Origin of the sequence: Blastococcus sp. HT6-4 (genome assembly GCF_039679125.1) — a bacterium.
In the GTDB taxonomy this organism is placed as follows: Bacteria; Actinomycetota; Actinomycetes; order Mycobacteriales; family Geodermatophilaceae; genus Blastococcus; species Blastococcus montanus.
The window spans coordinates 3,132,762-3,151,471 of record NZ_CP155551.1 but is presented as its reverse complement, the minus strand read 5'-3'; the positions used below and the strand labels follow the sequence as shown (position 1 = coordinate 3,151,471).

General features: G+C 74.5%; 19 protein-coding genes and 1 pseudogene. 17 read left to right on the top strand and 3 right to left on the bottom strand.

What is annotated here, in order from left to right:
* Positions 1-7: 7 nt before the first annotated feature.
* Both ABDB74_RS15015 and ABDB74_RS15010 read right to left on the bottom strand, forming a co-directional pair.
* Entirely contained in the window at positions 8-457 is a 450-nt protein-coding gene (locus tag ABDB74_RS15015; protein WP_346619541.1) for a ferritin-like domain-containing protein, read from the bottom strand.
* Positions 458-469: 12 nt separating this feature from the next.
* Positions 470-958, bottom strand: coding sequence for a hypothetical protein (locus tag ABDB74_RS15010; protein ID WP_346619540.1), 489 nt, complete (start codon positions 956-958; stop codon positions 470-472).
* A gap of 278 nt (positions 959-1,236) precedes the next feature.
* On the opposite strand from ABDB74_RS15010, the gene rimP reads away from it, so the two are divergent.
* The 11 genes and pseudogenes from rimP (at position 1,237) to truB (ending at position 10,947) form a co-directional block, all read left to right on the top strand.
* Entirely contained in the window at positions 1,237-1,908 is a 672-nt protein-coding gene (rimP, locus tag ABDB74_RS15005; RefSeq protein WP_346619539.1) for a ribosome maturation factor RimP, read from the top strand.
* A complete protein-coding gene (gene nusA, locus ABDB74_RS15000) occupies positions 1,905-3,056 on the top strand; it encodes a transcription termination factor NusA (protein WP_346619538.1) in 1,152 nt (383 codons plus the stop codon). Before rimP ends, nusA begins: the two co-directional genes overlap by 4 nt.
* 8 nt (positions 3,057-3,064) lie before the next feature.
* Positions 3,065-3,427, top strand: a complete 363-nt coding sequence (locus tag ABDB74_RS14995; protein WP_346619537.1) for a YlxR family protein — start codon at positions 3,065-3,067, stop codon at positions 3,425-3,427.
* Positions 3,428-3,513: 86 nt separating this feature from the next.
* Positions 3,514-3,660, top strand: a pseudogene (locus ABDB74_RS14990) (translation initiation factor IF-2 N-terminal domain-containing protein); the annotation flags it as partial.
* Between the two features lie 948 nt (positions 3,661-4,608).
* Entirely contained in the window at positions 4,609-6,444 is a 1,836-nt protein-coding gene (gene infB, locus ABDB74_RS14985) for a translation initiation factor IF-2 (protein WP_346623893.1), read from the top strand.
* 88 nt (positions 6,445-6,532) lie between these two features.
* Positions 6,533-6,829, top strand: coding sequence for a DUF503 domain-containing protein (locus ABDB74_RS14980; protein ID WP_346619536.1), 297 nt, complete (start codon positions 6,533-6,535; stop codon positions 6,827-6,829).
* Positions 6,830-6,915: 86 nt separating this feature from the next.
* Positions 6,916-7,446, top strand: coding sequence for a 30S ribosome-binding factor RbfA (rbfA, locus tag ABDB74_RS14975; RefSeq protein ID WP_346619534.1), 531 nt, complete (start codon positions 6,916-6,918; stop codon positions 7,444-7,446).
* Positions 7,443-7,685: a hypothetical protein gene (locus ABDB74_RS14970; protein WP_346619533.1), complete on the top strand. Its 243-nt coding sequence runs from the start codon at positions 7,443-7,445 to the stop codon at positions 7,683-7,685. Before rbfA ends, ABDB74_RS14970 begins: the two co-directional genes overlap by 4 nt.
* The gene (locus tag ABDB74_RS14965) at positions 7,682-8,704 is read left to right on the top strand and encodes a bifunctional oligoribonuclease/PAP phosphatase NrnA (protein WP_346619532.1); all 1,023 of its coding nucleotides are present in this window, start codon (positions 7,682-7,684) and stop codon (positions 8,702-8,704) included. Before ABDB74_RS14970 ends, ABDB74_RS14965 begins: the two co-directional genes overlap by 4 nt.
* 45 nt (positions 8,705-8,749) lie before the next feature.
* Positions 8,750-10,033 carry an MATE family efflux transporter gene (locus ABDB74_RS14960; protein ID WP_346619531.1) on the top strand — a complete coding sequence of 428 codons (1,284 nt, stop codon included), beginning with the start codon at positions 8,750-8,752 and terminating at the stop codon, positions 10,031-10,033.
* Positions 10,030-10,947, top strand: coding sequence for a tRNA pseudouridine(55) synthase TruB (gene truB / locus ABDB74_RS14955; protein ID WP_346619530.1), 918 nt, complete (start codon positions 10,030-10,032; stop codon positions 10,945-10,947). Before ABDB74_RS14960 ends, truB begins: the two co-directional genes overlap by 4 nt.
* An 11-nt stretch (positions 10,948-10,958) precedes the next feature.
* Here truB and larB read toward each other — a convergent pair whose 3' ends face one another.
* Positions 10,959-11,633, bottom strand: a complete 675-nt coding sequence (gene larB / locus ABDB74_RS14950) for a nickel pincer cofactor biosynthesis protein LarB (protein ID WP_346619529.1) — start codon at positions 11,631-11,633, stop codon at positions 10,959-10,961.
* Positions 11,634-11,690: 57 nt separating this feature from the next.
* On the opposite strand from larB, the gene ABDB74_RS14945 reads away from it, so the two are divergent.
* The 6 genes from ABDB74_RS14945 to ABDB74_RS14920 all read left to right on the top strand — a co-directional run bounded on the left by ABDB74_RS14945 (position 11,691) and on the right by ABDB74_RS14920 (position 18,703).
* On the top strand, positions 11,691-12,029 hold the full coding sequence (locus ABDB74_RS14945) for an antibiotic biosynthesis monooxygenase (RefSeq protein WP_346619528.1): 339 nt from the start codon (positions 11,691-11,693) through the stop codon (positions 12,027-12,029).
* A 104-nt stretch (positions 12,030-12,133) separates the two neighbouring features.
* Positions 12,134-13,273: a branched-chain amino acid aminotransferase gene (locus ABDB74_RS14940; RefSeq protein ID WP_346619527.1), complete on the top strand. Its 1,140-nt coding sequence runs from the start codon at positions 12,134-12,136 to the stop codon at positions 13,271-13,273.
* Positions 13,274-13,293: 20 nt separating this feature from the next.
* On the top strand, positions 13,294-14,256 hold the full coding sequence (locus ABDB74_RS14935; protein WP_346619526.1) for a bifunctional riboflavin kinase/FAD synthetase: 963 nt from the start codon (positions 13,294-13,296) through the stop codon (positions 14,254-14,256).
* Positions 14,257-14,516: 260 nt separating this feature from the next.
* Entirely contained in the window at positions 14,517-14,786 is a 270-nt protein-coding gene (gene rpsO / locus ABDB74_RS14930) for a 30S ribosomal protein S15 (RefSeq protein WP_346619525.1), read from the top strand.
* Positions 14,787-15,065: 279 nt separating this feature from the next.
* On the top strand, positions 15,066-17,345 hold the full coding sequence (locus ABDB74_RS14925; protein ID WP_346619524.1) for a polyribonucleotide nucleotidyltransferase: 2,280 nt from the start codon (positions 15,066-15,068) through the stop codon (positions 17,343-17,345).
* On the top strand, positions 17,342-18,703 hold the full coding sequence (locus ABDB74_RS14920) for a pitrilysin family protein (RefSeq protein WP_346619522.1): 1,362 nt from the start codon (positions 17,342-17,344) through the stop codon (positions 18,701-18,703). The genes ABDB74_RS14925 and ABDB74_RS14920 overlap by 4 nt, the downstream gene beginning before the upstream one ends.
* The last annotated feature ends 7 nt before the right edge of the window (positions 18,704-18,710 follow it).

Genomic DNA, 18,710 nt, shown 5'->3' with positions numbered 1-18,710 from the left:
CCCGGCGCTACAGCCCGGGGAGCGCGCGGGTGACCGAACCCTGACCGGCGGCGGCGCGCCAGCCGACGGCCCGCACCTCGGCGCCGCTCAGGACCTCCATCGCCAGCTCCCGGGTGGGCCGTCCGGCGGCCTCGGCCATGACCCGGACCCATGCCCGCGTGACGCCCTCCTCGAGGACGGCGGCGAGGGCCGCGGCGTCGACGGCGGACAGCACCGGGAACGGGAGCGCGTACCCGGCCTCGGGCTGCACGGGCTCGACCCGCCGCTCGGCGAGCAGGGCGAGGAGCCCGTCGCGAGCGGCGCGGTGGGTGATCTCCGCGGCGACGGCCCCCTCCCGCGCGTCCGGTCCCAGCGCGGCGCCGACCACGCCGTACCCCCAGACGGCGGCGTGCTCGGCGGCGAGCGCGGCGTCGAGCGCCTCGTTCTCGGCGGTGGTGCCCGCGATGTCCTCAGCCATGGTGGTGTCCCGTCATGCCAGTCGTGCCTCGTGGCCACGCAGTCCTGCGGCGACGGACCCGAGCAGGGCGGCCCGCGCACCGGACTGGTCCAGGGCGGCGGTGGCGTGCGACGTCGCCGCGACGGCCACCTGTGCGCGCAGCCAGTCCTGGCCCTGGCCGGGCGGCGGGGTGTCCGGCGGCGCGGGAGCCGTCGGCGTGCTGCCCGGTGCCGCGGCGCGCAGGCGGTCCAGCTGCTCCCGGGCCTGACCGGCGAGGTCGTCGATCACGGCGGCGAGGGCGGGATCCGCGTCGAAGGCCAGCTGGTAGGCCCGTACGAGCGTCTCCTGCACCGCCACCTGAGCGGCCAGCTCGTCGGCCTGCTCGCTGGTCACGGCGTTCCGCTCGTCGACAGGAGGCGACGAGGTGCAGCCGGTGGCGACGACCGCCAGGCCGGCCGCGGAGACCGCGAGGAGGGTCCGCCGGGTGAACGTCCGCGGGCCGAGGGGGCGGGGAGGAGACATCGCCTCCATCCTCGCAGCCGGGGGCGTCGCCGGCCGCGCCTGCCGCCGGGTCGCCCCGCCGAATCGGTCCCCGGTTCCCGTCCGGCCCGTCGGCCCCTCCCGTCCCAGGGGCGTGGCCGGGCCGCCCGGGATGCTGCCCGGGCCGGTGTTCCCCGCCGGGCGGTAACCTGGGCCCTTCCCCTCGACCCCGGGACCCGCCGGCGGTGCCGGCGCGCGGCACCGGGGCGCAGGGGTGCGCGCACGGCATCGTGCGGCCGACCGAGCCTGAGGAGGCAAGCGTGTCCGCCTCTCGCGGAAACCAGCGGAGCGACCCCGCCACCGCGCGGCTGACCGGCTGGATCCAGCCGGTCGTCACCGAGGCCGGCTTCGACCTGGAGGAGCTCGTGGTCACCCCCGCCGGCCGGCGGAGCGTCGTCCGGGTGGTGGTCGACCACGACGAGGGCGTGACCCTGGACGACATCGCCGAGGTCAGCCGGGCGGTCTCCGAGGCGCTCGACCACAACGACGACGGCATGGGTCGCACGCCGTACGTGCTCGAGGTGACCAGCCCGGGCGTCGACCGGCCGCTCACCGAGCCGCGCCACTGGCGGCGCAACACCGGTCGGCTGGTGGTCGTGGCCGTCGGGCCGGCGGGAGCGAGCGAGCAGCTCACCGGCCGGATCGCGGCGGTCGACGACGCCGGGGTGACCCTGGCCGTGGAGGCGAAGGGCAAGCCGGGGGCGAAGAAGCGCCCGCCGCAGCCGCGCCAGATCCCGTGGGGCGAGCTCGGGGACGGGCGGGTCCAGGTGGAGTTTGGCCGAGCCGGCGCCACCGACGACCTCGCGGACGACGCCACGGACAGCGCCACGGAAGACGACATCGCGGAGCACGACACCGCGCAGGACGACGCCGCTGAGCACGACGGCCCGGACCGGGCCGAGCTCGCGGACGACGACGGAGGAGACACGTGAACATCGACGTCACCGCGCTCAAGGCGGTCGAACGGGAGAAGGGCATCCCGGTCGACACGGTGATCGAGGCGCTCGAGACCGCCCTGGTGACCGCCTACCGGCATGCCGACGGGGCGGCCAAGCACGTGCGGGTGCACGTGGACCGCAAGAGCGGCGAGGTCGCCGTGCTGGCGCAGGAGCTCGGCCCCGACGGCGAGGTCGTGCGTGAGTGGGACGACACTCCCTCGGACTTCGGCCGCATCGCGGCGAGCACCGCCAAGCAGGTCATCGTCCAGCGGCTGCGCGACGCGGAGCACGAGCAGACCTTCGGCGAGTACGCCGGCAAGGAAGGCGACATCGTCAGCGGCATCGTCCAGGCCGACCAGCGGCGCAACGCCAGCGGCGTGGTGATGATCGACATCGGCAAGGTCGAGGCGGTGCTCCCGGCCGCCGAGCAGGTGCCGGGGGAGAGCTACCAGCACGGCAGCCGGATCAAGGCCTACGTGGTCTCCGTGTCCCGCACCTTCCGCGGGCCGCAGGTCACCGTGTCGCGCACCCACCCGCACCTGGTCCGCAAGCTCTTCGCCCTGGAGGTGCCCGAGATCGCCGACGGCAGCGTGGAGATCGTCGCGGTCGCCCGCGAGGCCGGGCACCGGTCGAAGATCGCCGTCCGCACCAAGGTGCCCGGGCTCAACGCCAAGGGGTCCTGCATCGGCCCGATGGGCCAGCGGGTGCGCAACGTCATGAGCGAGCTGCACGGCGAGAAGATCGACATCGTCGACTGGACCGACGACCCGGCGTCCTTCGTGGCGTCCGCGCTGAGCCCGGCGCGCGTCAGCAGCGCCCAGCTCGTCGACCCCCAGGCCAAGGCGGTGCGCGTCGTCGTCCCCGACTACCAGCTGTCGCTGGCGATCGGGAAGGAAGGGCAGAACGCCCGGCTGGCCGCCCGGCTGACCGGCTGCCGGATCGACATCCGCAGCGACGCACAGGCCGATGACGCCGACGCAACCCCCTCGCCGGGGGTGGGCCGTCCGCCGCTGCGCTCCGCGCCGTCCGTTCACCCGGGCGGGGGACGTGGGGGCGCCCCGGGGGCCCGCGGGCAGGGCCCGGGCGGGGGTTCCCGGTCCGGGCCGCGCCGCGCGGAACACCGCGGCCCGGCCACGCGCTAGGATTGCAGGTGGCCGACACGTCGAATCCGGTCCGCACCTGCGTGGGGTGCCGGAAGCGAGCCTCGGTCAACGATCTGCTGCGCGTCGTCGTCGTGGCCGGGGCACTGGTTCCCGATCCTCGACGGCGCCTTCCCGGTCGCGGTGCCTCGCTGCACCCGACCGCGGAGTGCCTGCGCGCAGCGGAGCGACGCCGGGCCTTCCCGCGGGCGCTGCGCACCAGCGCCCCCGTGGAGGTCGGTCCGCTCCGGGCCGTCGTGCTCGGTGCCTCCCCGGAGGTGCCGGAGACGCCGGACCGGGTCGGGCAGCACCAGCAGGTCCCAGTCGGATCGGCGCCAGGCCGATCCGCACGTCGACAGGACACCGTCGGATGACTCAGCCGTGAAGTTCTCACGATGACCATGCGCCACTAACGACGAGGTCGAGCGGGCAAGCCGCCGGCCTCACCAAGAGGAGACCCGTGCCAGGCAAAGCCCGCGTACACGAACTCGCCAAGGAGTTCGGTGTCGACAGCAAGACCGTGCTCGCCACGCTCAAGGAGCAGGGCGAGTTCGTGAAGTCCGCGTCCTCCACCGTCGAGGCCCCCGTGGCCCGGCGGCTCCGTGAGGCGCTCGGCGCCAAGACCGGCGGTGGGAACGGTTCGGCCGCCCCCGCTGCCCCGCGCCCCGGTGCGCCCACTCCGGGTCCGGTGGCTCCGGCGGCTCCCGCCGGCCCCTCGGCTCCGGCCGCGTCCGCTCCGGCCCGCCCGGCGGCGCCCGGACCGCGACCGGGTCCCCGTCCGGCCGCGCCCGCTCCGCAGGCTCCGGCCGCCGCGGCTCCGCCCGCGCAGGCCCCCGCTGCGCAGGCTCCCGCTCCGCAGGCTCCCGCCGCGCAGGCCCCGGCTCCGGCGGCTCCGCCGCAGCAGCCGGCCGCTCCGCGTCCCGCGCCCGCCCGTCCGGCTCCGGCCGGGGGGGCCGCGCCCGGTGGTCCGCGCCCCGGCCCCCGGCCGGCTCCGCGGCCGGGCAACAACCCCTTCAGCAGCGCACCTCGTCCGGCCCCCGCGGCCGGTGGTCCGCGTCCCGGCCCGGCTGCGGGCGGCCCCCGTCCCGCGCCCGGCGCCGGTGGCCCCCGTCCGGCGCCCGGTGCCGGCGGCCCCCGTCCGGCCGGGCCCGGTGGCCCGCGTCCCGGTGCCGGTCCGGGCGGTCCCCGTCCCGCGGCCGGTCCCGGCGGTCCGCGTCCCAACCCGGGCATGATGCCGCAGCGCCCGTCGCCCGGCATGATGCCGCCGCGGCCGGCCGGTGGCGGCCGTCCCGGTGGTGGCCCCGGCGGTGCCGGTCGTGGCCGTCCGGGTGGTCCCGGCGGCGGCGGTGGCGGTGGCTTCCGTCCCGGTGGCGGCGGCGGTGCCCCTGGTGCCGGCGCGCCGGCCGGTGGTGGCTTCCGTGGTGGCGGCGGTGGCCGTGGCCGTGGCCGCGGTGGCTCGGGTGCCGGCACCGCCGGTGCCTTCGGCCGTCCCGGCGGCCGGGGTCCGGTCCGCGGGCGCAAGAGCAAGAAGCAGCGGCGTCAGGAGTTCGACTCCATGGCGGCGCCGAGCATGGGCGGCGTCAGCCTGCCGCGCGGCAACGGGCAGACCGTCCGGCTGCCCCGCGGCGCCTCGCTGACCGACCTGGCCGAGCGCATCAACGCCCAGCCGGCCGCGCTGGTGACCGCCCTGTTCCACCTGGGCGAGATGGTCACCGCGACGCAGTCGGTCAACGACGAGACGCTGCAGCTGCTCGGCGCCGAGATCGGCTGGAACATCCAGGTCGTCAGCCCCGAGGACGAGGACCGCGAGCTCCTCGAGACCTTCGACCTCACCTTCGGTGACGAGGAGGGCGACGAGGAGGACTGGTCGGCCCGCCCGCCGGTCGTGACCGTCATGGGTCACGTCGACCACGGGAAGACCAAGCTGCTGGACGCGATCCGCGACGCCAACGTCGTGGCGCGCGAGGCCGGCGGCATCACCCAGCACATCGGCGCCTACCAGGTCGTCACCGAACTGGACGGCAACGAGCGTCCGGTCACCTTCATCGACACCCCGGGTCACGAGTCGTTCACCGCGATGCGTGCCCGCGGCGCGAAGGTCACCGACATCGTCATCCTGGTCGTCGCGGCCGACGACGGCGTCATGCCGCAGACGGTCGAGGCGCTTAACCACGCCCAGGCCGCCGAGGTCCCGATCGTGGTCGCGGTGAACAAGGTGGACAAGGAGGGGGCCAACCCCGCCAAGATCCGCCAGCAGCTCACCGAGTACGGCCTGGTCGCCGAGGAGTACGGCGGCGAGACGATGTTCGTCGACGTCTCGGCGATCACCCGCCAGGGCATCGACGACCTGCTCGCCGCGGTCCTCCTGACCGCGGACGCCTCGCTGGACCTGCGCGCGAACACCGAGCAGGACCCGCAGGGTGTCGTCATCGAGGGCAAGCTGGACAAGGGCCGGGGTCCCGTCGCCACGGTGCTGGTCCAGCGCGGCACGCTGCGCCAGGGCGACTCGATCGTGGCCGGCGACGCCTACGGTCGCGTCCGGTCGCTGCTCGACGAGCACGGCAACAAGCTGAAGGAGGCCCTGCCGGCCCGCCCCGTGCAGGTCGTGGGTCTCACCTCGGTGCCGCGTGCCGGTGACACCTTCCTCGTCGTCGACGAGGACCGCGTCGCCCGGCAGATCGCCGACCGCCGCCAGGCCCGCATCCGCAACGCGCAGAACGCCTCGATGCGCAAGCGGATCAGCCTGGAGGACCTCGACGCGGCGCTCAAGGAGAACCGTCAGCTCAACCTGATCATCAAGGGCGACAACTCGGGCACCGTCGAGGCGCTCGAAGAGGCGCTGATGAAGATCGAGGTCGACGACGAGATCTCGCTGCGGGTCATCCACCGCGGCGTCGGTGGGATCACCAAGAGCGACATCGACCTGGCGCTGGCCGACGACGTCATCGTCCTGGGCTTCAACGTCCGGGCCGAGGGCCAGGCCACCGAGCTCGCCAACCGCGAAGGGGTGGACGTCCGGTACTACACGGTCATCTACCAGGCGATCGACGAGATCGAGGCCGCGCTCAAGGGCATGCTCAAGCCCGTCTACGAGGAGGTCCAGCTCGGCACGGCGGAGGTCCGCGAGGTCTTCCGGGTGCCCAAGATCGGCAACGTCGCCGGTTCGCTGGTCCGCAGCGGCACGATCGTCCGCAACTCGAAGGCGCGTCTGATGCGGGACGGCGCCGTGGTGGCCGACAACCTGACGGTCGACTCGCTGCGCCGGTTCAAGGACGACGCGACCGAGGTCCGTGAGGGCTACGAGTGCGGTATCGGCCTGGGGTCGTTCAACGACATCAAGGTCGACGACGTGATCGAGACCTTCGAACTGCGCGAGAAGCCGCGCGAGTGACGAGACCCCCTGCCGCCCGCCGTCCGGCAGGCGGCAGGGGTGGCACGATGATCACGTCGCCAGCAGCAGGTCCTCGGGAGGTGCTCCGGTGTTCACCGGCTCGCTGACCGCGGACCTGCTGCTCGGCGACGTGCACTCGCTCAAGGGCAAACGGGCCGTCGTCCGGCCGATCGTCGCCGAGCTCCGGCGCCGGTTCGCCGTCGCCGCCGCCGAGGTGGGCGACCAGGACCTGCACCGCCGGGTGCAGGTCGGTGTCGCGGCCGTGGCCGGAGAGGCCGGTCAGGTGAACGACGTCCTCGACGCCTGCGAGCGGTTGCTGGCCGAGCGCCCGGAGGTGACGCTGCTGTCCACGCACCGGCAGTTGTTCAGCGACACCGATTGTTGAAGCACCCCCTCGCCCCCCGCCGCGCGCAGGCTCGCGGCGGGGCCCGGCGAGTGGGCCGTTGCATCTAGGCACCAGGAGGTCCTCCGATGGCCGACCCGGCCCGCGCCCGCAAGCTCGCGGTGCGCATCCGTCAGATCGTCTCCGCGGCGATCGAGTCCCAGATCAAGGACCCCCGCCTGGGCATGGTGACCGTCACCGATGCCCGCGTGACCAGTGACCTCCGAGAGGCCACGGTCTTCTACACCGTCTACGGCGACGACACCCAGATCGCCGACTCGGCCAGGGCGCTCACGAGCGCGACCGGCGTGCTGCGCAGCACGGTGGGGCGGCAGACCGGCATCAAGTTCGTGCCGACGCTGACCTTCGTGGCCGACATCGTGCCCGACACCGCCCGTGAGCTGGAGGAGGCGCTCGAGCGCGCCCGGCACGCCGACGCGGAGCTCGCCCGTGCCCGTGAGGGCGCGCGCTACGCCGGTGACGCAGATCCCTACCGCAAGCCGGCGGAGGACGACGACGAGGACGACGACGACTCCGCTGCGCCCGCAGCGCGGGACGCCGCCGGACCTGCCGACGAGCCCTCCGACGACATGTCCGTCCAGACCAGGAGCCTGCCGTGACCGAGAACGACCCCGATCCGTACGAGGCCGACCAGGGGTACGGCAGGTCCGTCCTGGGTGGCAGGCCCGTGCCCGACGCCGGTGACCCGACCGCCGGTGGGAAGCACGGGGAGATCGGCGACGTGCCGAGCATCGCCGCCGACGAGCCCGACGACGGTGGCCCTGGCTACCCGGTGGGCGGCGGCGACATCCGCGAGCACCAGGGCGGCCGGGTCGCCGACCCCGACCCGGGCGAGTGAGCGCCGCGACCCCGTCCGGGCGCGCGGGCGAGGACCTCGCCGTCGCGTCCCGGTCGGCGGCCGCGGTGCTGGCCGAGGCCGCCGACGCCCGGGCCACCGTCGTCCTGTCCGGCCACGTGCAGCCCGACGCCGACGCGCTCGGCAGCACGCTGGCGCTCGCCGAGGGGCTGCGCCGGCGCGGGGCGCGGGTGCTGGCCACCTTCCCCGGCCCGTTTACGCTGCCGGCGTCGCTCGGCTGGATCCCCGGCGCCGTGGGGCTGGTCCCCTCGGGCGCCGTGCCGTCCTCGCCGGACGTGTTCGTGAGCCTGGACGCGGCCTCGCCGGGGCGGCTCGGCGAGCTGGCCCCGCTGCTCGACCGCGCGCGCACGTCGGTGGTCGTCGACCACCACGCCAGCAATCCCGGCTTCGGCCGGGTGCGGCTGATCGACCCCGTCGCGCCCGCGACGGTGACCCTCGTCGCCGACCTGCTCGACGGGCTCGGCGTCCCGCTGGACCCCACGCTGGCCACCTGCCTCTACGCCGGCCTCGCGGCCGACACCGGGTCCTTCCGCTTCGGCAGCACCCGGCCCGAGACGCACGCGCTGGCAGCGCGCCTCCTCAGCACCGGCATCGACCACGCCGCGATCAGCCGGCGGCTGTTCGACACCGCCCCGTTCGGCTGGCTCGGCCTGCTCTCGGTCGTCACCGGGCGGGCCGTGCTGGAGGCCGAGGTGGGCGCCGGTCTGGTCTGGACCTGGTCGAGCACCGCCGAGGCCGGCGAGCACGGCCTGCCCGGTGAGCAGCTCGAGGCGCTGGTCGACGTCGTCCGGTCGACCCAGGAGGCCGACGTCGCCTGCGTGCTGAAGGGCCAGGACGACGGCTCGTGGTCGGTGTCGTTGCGCTCCCGCGGGGCGACCGACGTCGCCCAGGTGGCCATGGCCCTCGGTGGCGGCGGCCACCGTGCCGCCGCCGGCTACACCTCCTGCCTCGACCGCGAGAAGACGATCGCGGCGCTCCGGGCACAGCTCGCCCTCCGCTGACCCGGGGGAGAGATGGCCGTTCCTGCCCCTCGGCGCGGTCCGTCCGTGCTGTCCCTGGCGCTGCCGGCGCTCGTGGTGCTGGCGGCCGAGCCGCTGTACCTCCTGGTGGACACCGCGGTCATCGGCAACCTCGGCACGGTCGCGCTCGGCGGGCTCGCCGTCGGCGGCGGCCTCCTGGCGTGGGCCGCGGCCCTGCTGAACTTCCTGGCCTACGGCACCACCGCGCGGGCCGCCCGCCGGGCAGGGGCGGGCGACCGGCAGGGCGCGGTCACCGAGGGCGTGCAGGCGACGTGGTTGGCGGTCGCGCTGGGCCTGCTCGTGCTGGTCCTGTTCCAGCTGCTGGCCGGGCCGCTCACGCGCGTGCTCGCGGGCGGCGCCGGGCCCGTCGCCGAGGCGGGGGAGCGGTGGCTCCGGGTCGCCTCCCTGGGCGCTCCGCTCCTGCTGATCTCCCTGGCCGGCAACGGCTGGCTGCGCGGGGTCCAGGAGCTGCGCCGCCCGGTCCGCTACGTCCTCGCCGGCAGCGCCCTCAGCCTCGTCCTGTGCCCGGTGCTGGTGCACCCGGTCGGGCTCGGGCTGGTCGGCTCGGCCGTGGCCAACGTGGCCGGGCAGGGGCTCACCGCGGCGCTGTTCGTGCGCGCGCTGCTGCGCGAGGGGGCCGCCTGGCGGGCGCGCCCGGTGGCGATCGTCCGCCAGCTGGTCATCGGCCGGGACCTGCTGCTGCGGGCGGCGGTCCTGCAGCTGTCGTTCCTGGTCGCCGCCGGGGTCGCCGCGCGCGCCGGGACGGCGGCCCTGGGCGCCCACCAGATCGCCCTGCAGCTGTTCTTCTTCCTGGCCCTGGTGCTCGACGCCTACGCCATCGCCGCGCAGACCCTGGTCGGCCACGCGCTCGGCGCGCGCCGACCCGGCCACGCCCGGGCGACCGCCCGCCGGGTGACGCTCTGGGGACTGGGCACCGGCTGCCTCGTCGCCCTCGTCCTCCTAACGCTGCGGGACGTGCTGCCACCGCTGTTCACCGACGACCCGGCGGTGCTCGCCCAGGCCGGAGTCGTCTGGTGGTTCCTGGCCGGGTTCCAGCCGCTGGCGGGCGTCGTCTTCGCGCTCGACGGCGTGCTCATGGGCGCCGGTGACGTCGGGTACCTGCGGACGCTCACCATCGGCGCCGCCCTGGTGGGGTTCCTGCCGCTGTCCTTGCTGTCGGCGCCGCTGGGCTGGGGCCTCGCCGGGATCTGGACCGGGCTGACGCTGTTCATCGTGCTGCGCCTGGTCGGGGTGCTGGTCCGGGTGGCGGGGGACCGCTGGCTCGGCGCGCCTGAGACGGTAGACGCGTGAGCCCCAAGCGCCCCGACGCCGACGTCCCGCCCGGTCTGCTCCTGGTGGACAAGGCGGGGGGCATGACCTCGCACGACGTCGTCGCCCGCGCCCGCCGCGCGCTGTCGGTCCGCAAGGTCGGCCACGCCGGCACGCTCGACCCGATGGCCACCGGGCTGCTGGTCCTGGGCGTCGGGGCGGCCACCCGGCTGCTCGGCCACGTCGGCGGGCACGACAAGACCTACGAGGCCACGATCCGCCTCGGCCAGTCCACCGTGACCGACGACCGCGAGGGCGAGGTGCTGGCCACGACGTCGGCCACGCACGTCGGTGACGACGCCGTCCGGTCGGCGCTGGCCGCGCAGACCGGTCCGCTGCAGCAGGTCCCCTCCGCGGTCAGCGCGGTGAAGGTCGACGGCCGCCGCTCCTACGACCGGGTGCGTGCCGGCGAGACGGTGGAGCTCGCCGCCCGCTCGGTCACCGTGCACCGGCTCGAGGTGCACCGGATCACCCGACCGACCCCCGAGCTGGTCGACGTCGACGTCACCGTCGACTGCACCGCCGGTACCTACATCCGCGCGATCGCGCGCGACGCCGGCGCCGCGCTCGGCGTCGGCGGGCACCTCACCGCGCTGCGCCGGACCGCCTCCGGGCCGTTCACCGTGGCGCAGGCCGGCGTGGTCGAGGACGCCGCGGCCTCCCTCGTCGCCGGCGGCGGACCAGGATTTCTGGGGCTCACCGAGGCGGCGCGGCTGGTCTTCCCCGAGCGGGTCCTCACCGCCGAGGAGACGCGGGCGCTCGGCTACGGCCAGCGGATCCCGGCGACGGGCGCCGACGGCCTGCACGCCGCCATCGGCCCCGACGGCCGCCTCGCGGCCCTCGTCGAGGACGCCGGGAGGACGGCGCGGGTCGCGGTGGGCTTCCCGCCCGGCTGAGCCGGCGCCGGCTACCGCTGGGCGGAGCGTGCGATCCGCGCGGCCGCCACGCCGGCGCCGAAGCCGTTATCGATGTTGACCACGAGGACGCCGGGGGCGCAGGCGGTGAGCATGGTGAGCAGCGCGGCCAGCCCCCCGAACGCGGCGCCGTAGCCGACCGAGGTGGGCACGGCGACGACCAGCCGGTCGGTCAGCCCCGCCACCACGCTCGGCAGGGCGCCGTCCATCCCCGCGACGACCACGACCGCGTCGGCCGCGGCCAGGTCGGGGGCGACGGCGAGGACCCGGTGGACGCCGGCCACGCCGACGTCGTCCACCCGCCGGCAACCGACCCCGCAGGCGGCCAGCGTGGCGGCGACCTCGGCGGCCACCGGCCCGTCCGACGTCCCGGCGGTGAGCACGAGGACCTCGCCGACCGGCTCTGGCAACGCCCCCACGACGGCGCAGCGCGCCTCCTCGTCGATCACCGCGTCGGGCCACCTGTCGCGGATGGCCGTGGCCGTGTCGCCGTCCACCCGGGTGGCCCAGGCGCTACCCGCCCCGCCCTCGAGCAGGCCGGCCAGGCAGGCCACCGTCTGCGCCGGGGTCTTGCCGGCGGCGTACACCACCTCCGGTGTGCCGGTGCGGGCGGCGCGGTCGACGTCGAGGCGGGCGAAGCCGAGGTCGACGGTGCGGTCGGACGTCACGCCCCCAGGGTGCCGCACCCGCGGTTGACCGCCGCGCGCCCCGGGAAGGTGAGGGCCATGAGCGTCGTCAAGATCAACGCGATCACCGTGCCGCAGGACAAGCAGGAACGCTTCGAGGAGCGCTTCCGCGGGCGGGCCGGAGCCGTCGAGAGCACGCCGGGGTTCGAGTGGTTCGAGCTGCTCCGCCCGGTGGAGGGCACCGACCAGTACCTGGTCTACACCCGGTGGAGCAACGTCGAGGCCTACGAGGCATGGCAGTCGAGCCAGGACTTCGACCGCGCCCACGACGGGGGCGGTGACACCCTGGCCTCCGCCGCTCCGCACTCGGCTCACGTCTGGACCTACGAGGTGCTCGAGTACGCCGGGCCGAAGGCCAACCAGGAGCACCAGGCCTGACCGGGGCTACTGTGACGGCGCCGGTCCCACACCCCCGTGGGGCCGGTGCCGGTCCGGTGCGCCGCCGAACCGGCGCCATGACGCAGCACGCCCAGGTGGGAGCCATGACCGACACGCTCGCCGACAGCCGTACCTCCTCCCGGTTCTTCACCGAGGGCGTGCCGGTGGTCGTGGAGGACGTGCGCCGCCGCTCCACCACGGAGCGCGAGGAGCTGCTGGCCGACCCGGGCTTCGGCCGCTACTTCACCGACCACATGTTCGTGGCCCGCTACCGGGTCGGCGAAGGCTGGTACGACGCCCGGCTGACCCAGTACGGGCCACTGCAGATGGACCCGGGTACCGCCGCGCTGCACTACGCGCAGTCGATCTTCGAGGGGCTCAAGGCCTACGCCCAGCCCGACGGCAGCGTGGCCACGTTCCGGCCCGAGGCCAACGCCGCCCGCTTCGTGCGCGGCGCCAAGCGGCTGGCGATGCCGCCGGTGCCCGAGTCGGCCTTCCTCTCCGCCGTCGACGCCCTGGTCGACGCCGACCGCGACTGGGTGCCCACCGGTCCCGACCAGACGCTGTACCTGCGCCCGTACCAACTGGCCAGCGAGGCCTTCCTCGGTGTCCGGCCGGCCCACGAGTACCTCTTCCTCGTCATCGCCAGCCCGGCCGGCGCCTACTTCCCGCGCGGGGTCCAGCCGGTCTCGGTCTACCTCTCCGAGGACTACATCCGGGCCGCGCCCGGCGGCACCGGCGACGTGAAGTGCGCCGGCAACTACGCCGCCAGCCTGCTGGCCCAGGAGCAGGCGATCGACGCCGGCTGCGACCAGGTCGTCTGGCTCGACGCGGTGGAGAAGAAGTACGTCGAGGAGATGGGCGGGATGAACCTGTTCTTCGTCCTCGGCTCCGGCGACGACGCCGAGCTGGTCACCCCCGAGCTCACCGGCACGCTGCTGCCGGGCATCACCCGCGACTCGCTGATCGCCCTGGCGCGCGACCTGGGCCACCGGGTGAGCGAACGGAAGGTCAGCGTCGAGGAGTGGCGCAGCGGGGTGGCCGACGGCTCGGTCAGCGAGACGTTCGCCTGCGGAACCGCGGCCGTCATCACCCCCGTCGGCGAGGTCAAGGCCCGCACCGGGGACTTCACCGTGGGCGACGGGACGCCGGGGCCGCTGACGATGCGGCTGCGCGAGGCCCTGCTCGACATCCAGCACGGGCGGGTGGCCGACACCCACGGCTGGCTGCACCGGGTCTCCTGACCGGGGCGGGAGCGGGTCGCGTGCTGCGCTGGCGGGGGTTGGAGGCCACCCCCGGTGATCTCGGCCGGACGGTGGTCACCGTCGGGATGTACGACGGCGTCCACCGCGGTCACCAGACACTGATCGGGGCGGCCGTGGCGCGGGCGCGGGCGATGCGCCGTCCGTGCCTGCTGCTCACCTTCGACCCGCACCCGGCCGAGGTGGTGCGGCCGGGCTCCCACCCGGCGATCCTCACCTCGCTGGACCGGAAGGCCGAGCTGGTCGCCGACCTCGGGGTGGACGCGATGTGCGTGCTGCCGTTCACCGCCGAGTTCATGAAGCTGCCGCCCGAGACCTTCACCCACACCGTGCTGGTGGAGCGGCTGCACGCGGCGCAGGTGGTGGTGGGGGAGAACTTCACCTACGGCCACCGCGCCGCCGGGACGGTCGCCAGCCTCACCGAGGAGGGCCGCCGGTTCGGTTTCGCCGTCGAGGGCGTCCCCCTGGCACAGGACTCGTCGGAGGACGGCGAAGTCACCATCTCCTCGACCTACATCCGGGCCTGCGTCGCCGCCGGTGACATGGTCCCCGCCGCCCGGGCGCTGGGACGCCCGCACCGGGTCGACGGCGTCGTCGTCCGTGGCGACCGCCGCGGCCGGGAACTCGGGTACCCGACCGCCAACGTGGAGACCCCGGCCTACACCGCGATCCCCGCCGACGGTGTCTACGCCGGGCACCTGGTCACCCGCGACCCGCGCAGCGGCGCCAGCCGGGAACGGTTGCCGGCCGCGATCTCGGTCGGCACGAACCCGACCTTCCAGGGCAGCCGGCGCACGGTGGAGGCCTTCGTCCTCGACTACGACGGCGATCTCTACGGGGAGCACGTCGGCGTGGAGTTCGCCCGTCGGCTGCGGCCGATGGCCGCCTTCGCCGACGTCGACGGCCTGCTCGCCGCGATGGCCCAGGACGTCGCCGACACCCGCCAGGTGCTCGGGATCGCCTGAGCGCCGTGCCGAGCGGGGGACCGGAGGTCCCCCCCGGGAACGGCGGGGGCCAGCCCCGCGAAGCGGGTCTCGAAGAGCGGGGGCCGGATGCTCCCCGACGCGAGACGGGGCGCGCTCAGCGCGGGCCGGGACGGCACCTGGCCGCGGTCCTGCCCGGAGGGCAGGTAGTGTGATACCCGACGTCGGGCGACCGACGTGTGTGAGACCTGCCCTCGTGAGTCAGACCGGGGGCCACACGAGATCCGCCCAGGAGGCGAACCATGGCGCTCGACAGCGCGCTCAAGCAGCAGATCATGACCGACTACGCGACGGTCGAGAGGGACACCGGTTCGCCCGAGGTGCAGGTCGCGATGCTGACCCGCCGGATCAGCGACCTGACCGAGCACCTGAAGATGCACAAGCACGACCACCACAGCCGCCGCGGGCTGCTGCTGCTGGTCGGCCGGCGCCGCCGGCTGCTGAACTACCTGGCGAAGACCGACATCAACCGGTACCGCTCGCTGATCGAGCGGCTCGGCCTGCGCCGATAGCACGTCGAGGGGACCATCCCGGGTCACACCGGGACGGTCCCCTCTCTCGTGCGGCACCCGCCGCACGGGCCACGGCCTGCCCGCCCGGCGCACTCCGCGAGAGGGCCGGTCCTCGGTAGTGGCCTCCGGGACGCATCGGTTCCCCTTCATCGGGGAACCGGAGAGCCCGAGGGCTTCGATCGAAGACCGGTCGCCCCGGACGTACGACGGCGTGCATCGCCGCAAGAGGAAGTCGCACCCGGCAAGGGGCCGGGCGCGACCAGACGAGAGAAGGACAACGTGTCCGCACCCACCACCAGCGGCCCCATCGCCGCCGAGTTCGACCCCGAGGACGGGGTCACCACCGCCACCGCCGTCATCGACAACGGCACCCACGGCAGCCGCAGCATCACCTTCGAGACCGGCCGGCTCGCGCGCCAGGCCGCCGGCTCCGTCGTCGTCACCATGGGCGACACCATGCTGCTGTCGGCCACCACGGCCGGCCGCCAGCCCAAGGAGCAGTTCGACTTCTTCCCGCTGACCGTCGACGTCGAGGAGCGGATGTACGCCGCCGGGCGCATCCCCGGCTCGTTCTTCCGTCGCGAGGGCCGGCCGTCCGAGGACGCCATCCTCACCTGCCGGCTGATCGATCGCCCGCTGCGCCCGACCTTCGCCAAGGGGCTGCGCAACGAGGTCCAGGTCGTCATCACCGTCATGTCGCTGGACCCGGCCCACCTGTACGACGTCCTCGCGATCAACGGGGCGTCCGCGTCCACCCAGCTGTCGGGCCTGCCGTTCTCCGGCCCGGTCGGCGGCTGCCGCGTCGCGCTCATCGACGGTCAGTGGATCGGTTTCCCGACGCACGCCGAGCTCGAGGACGCCGTCTTCGACATGGTCGTGGCCGGCCGGGTGCTGCCCGACGGCGACGTCGCAATCATGATGGTCGAGGCCGAGGCCACCGAGAAGACGATCGCGCTGGTCGCCGGCGGCGCCCCCGCGCCGACCGAGGAGGTCGTGGCCCAGGGCCTCGAGGCCGCCAAGCCGTTCATCAAGGCGCTGTGCGACGCGCAGTCGGCGCTCGCCGAGAAGGCCGCCAAGCCGGTGGCCGAGTTCCCGCGGTTCCTGGACTACCAGGACGACGTCTACGCCGCGGTCGAGGCGCAGGTCGGCGACAAGCTCGCCCAGGCGCAGCAGATCGCCGGCAAGCAGGAGCGCGAGGACGCCACCGACGCGCTCAAGGACGAGGTCAAGGCCGCGCTCGCGGGCCAGTTCGAGGGCCGCGAGAAGGAGATCTCCGGTGCCTTCCGCGCGCTGACGAAGAAGGTCGTCCGGCAGCGGATCCTGCGCGACAAGGTCCGCATCGACGGTCGTGGCCTCACCGACATCCGGCCGCTCTCGGCCGAGGTCGAGGTCGTGCCCCGCGTGCACGGCTCGGCGCTGTTCGAGCGGGGCGAGACCCAGATCCTGGGGATCACCACGCTGAACATGCTCCGGATGGAGCAGCAGCTGGACACGCTGTCGCCGGACAACCGCAAGCGCTACATGCACAACTACAACTTCCCGCCGTACTCGACCGGCGAGACCGGCCGCGTGGGCTCGCCCAAGCGGCGCGAGATCGGCCACGGTGCGCTCGCCGAGCGGGCGCTGCTGCCGGTGCTCCCCGACCGCGAGGAGTTCCCCTACGCGATCCGGCAGGTGTCCGAGGCGCTGGGCTCCAACGGCTCGACGTCCATGGGCTCGGTCTGCGCCTCCACGCTGGCGCTGCTCAACGCCGGTGTGCCGCTGCGCGCCCCGGTGGCCGGCATCGCCATGGGCCTGGTCTCCGACGAGGTCGACGGCAAGACCGAGTACGTCGCGCTGACCGACATCCTCGGGGCCGAGGACGCCTTCGGTGACATGGACTTCAAGGTCGCCGGCACGAAGGACTTCGTCACGGCCCTCCAGCTGGACACGAAGCTCGACGGGATCCCCTCCGACGTCCTCGCCGGTGCGCTGACCCAGGCCCGCGCGGCCCGGCTGCACATCCTCGACGTCATGGGCGAGGCCATCGACGGCCCCGACGAGATGAGCCCCTACGCCCCGCGGGTGACCACGGTGCGCATCCCGGTCGACAAGATCGGCGCGGTCATCGGCCCCAAGGGCCAGATGATCAACGCGATCCAGGACGAGACCGGCGCGGACATCACCATCGAGGACGACGGCACCATCTACGTCGGCGCCTCCGACGGCCCCTCGGCGCAGGCCGCGGTGGACCGGATCAACGCCATCGCCAACCCGCAGATGCCCAAGGTCGGCGAGCGCTTCCTCGGCACGGTCGTCAAGACCACGCCGTTCGGCGCCTTCGTGTCCCTGCTCCCGGGCAAGGACGGCCTCGTGCACATCAGCAAGCTCGGTGGCGGGAAGCGGATCAACAAGGTCGAGGACGTCGCGAACGTCGGCGACAAGATGCAGGTCGAGATCACCGACATCGACGCCCGCGGCAAGATCAGCCTCGCGCCGGTCGCCGCCGACGGCGGGGACTCCGCCGCCGAGGGCGCCGACGCCGAGGCTCCGGCCGAGGCCGCTCCTGCAGGTGAGTGATCACGACTGATCTGATCCGGGCCGGGGCGGGTGCGCAGGCACCCGCCCCGGTTCCCGTAGGGACGACCGCGCTGCTCGACCTCGACGAGGTCGGCGGCCGGGTGGAACGCACCGAGCTGCCGGGGGGCCTGCGGGTCCTGACCGAGACGATGCCGGGCGTGCTGTCGGCGACGCTCGGCATCTGGGTGGGCGTGGGCTCGCGGGACGAGACGCCGGCGGTTGCCGGGTCGTCGCACTTCCTCGAGCACCTCCTGTTCAAGGGGACCTCCTCCCGCGGTGCGCTGGAGATCGCGACGGCCATGGACGCGGTCGGCGGTGAGATGAACGCGTTCACCGCGAAGGAGCACACCTGCTACTACGCGAACGTGCTCGCCAGCGACCTGCCCCTGGCCGTGACGCTGCTGGCGGACCTGGTCACCGACGCGACGAACACCGCGGCCGATCTCGAGTCCGAGCGCACGGTGGTGCTGGAGGAGATCGCCATGCGCGACGACGAGCCCGCCGACGCCGTCCACGACCTGTTCGCCGAGACCCTCTTCGGCGACACCCCGCTGGGGCGCTCGGTGCTGGGCACCGTCGAGTCGATCGAGGGGCTCACCCGCGACGACGTCGACGGCTGGTACCGGTCCCGCTATGCGGTGCCGTCCATCGTGGTGACGGCGGCCGGGCGGGTGGACCACCAGCAGGTGCTCGACCTGGTCACCGCCGCGTTCGGGGACCGGCTCACCGGATCGGCGCGCCCTGCCCCGCTGCGCACCGGGGACGTCGAGCTGACCCGCCCGGCGAGCCCGGCCGGCTTGATCTCCCGGCGCACCGAGCAGACGCACCTGCTGCTCGGCACGCCGGCGATGGGCCGGCTGGACGACCGCCGGTACGTGGCCGCCGTCCTCGACACCGCCGTGGGTGGAGGGATGAGCTCACGGCTGTTCCAGGAGATCCGCGAGAAGCGCGGGCTGGTCTACAGCGTCGGCTCGGCGCTGAGCCACTACGCGGGTGCGGGGGCCTTCTCCGTCTACGCCGGCTGCTCGAAGAAGCGGGTCCCCGAGGTGCTGCGGCTGGTCCGGGAGGAGCTCGACCGGGTCGCCGCCGACGGGCTGACCGCCGAGGAGGTGGCGCGGGCCCGTGGCCAGCTCCGGGGCGGGCTCGTCCTCGGCCTCGAGGACACCGGCTCCCGGATGAGCCGGCTGGGCAAGAGCGAACTCTCCTACGGCGAGTACGTGCCGGTGCGCGACGTGCTGGCCCGGATCGACGCCGTGGAGGAGTCGCAGGTGCGCTCCGTCGCGGGCGGGCTGTTCGGCCAGGAGATGTGCCTGGCGGTGGTCGGCCCCTACCGCGAGTCCGACCTCGATCGTCTCTGAGGGGACC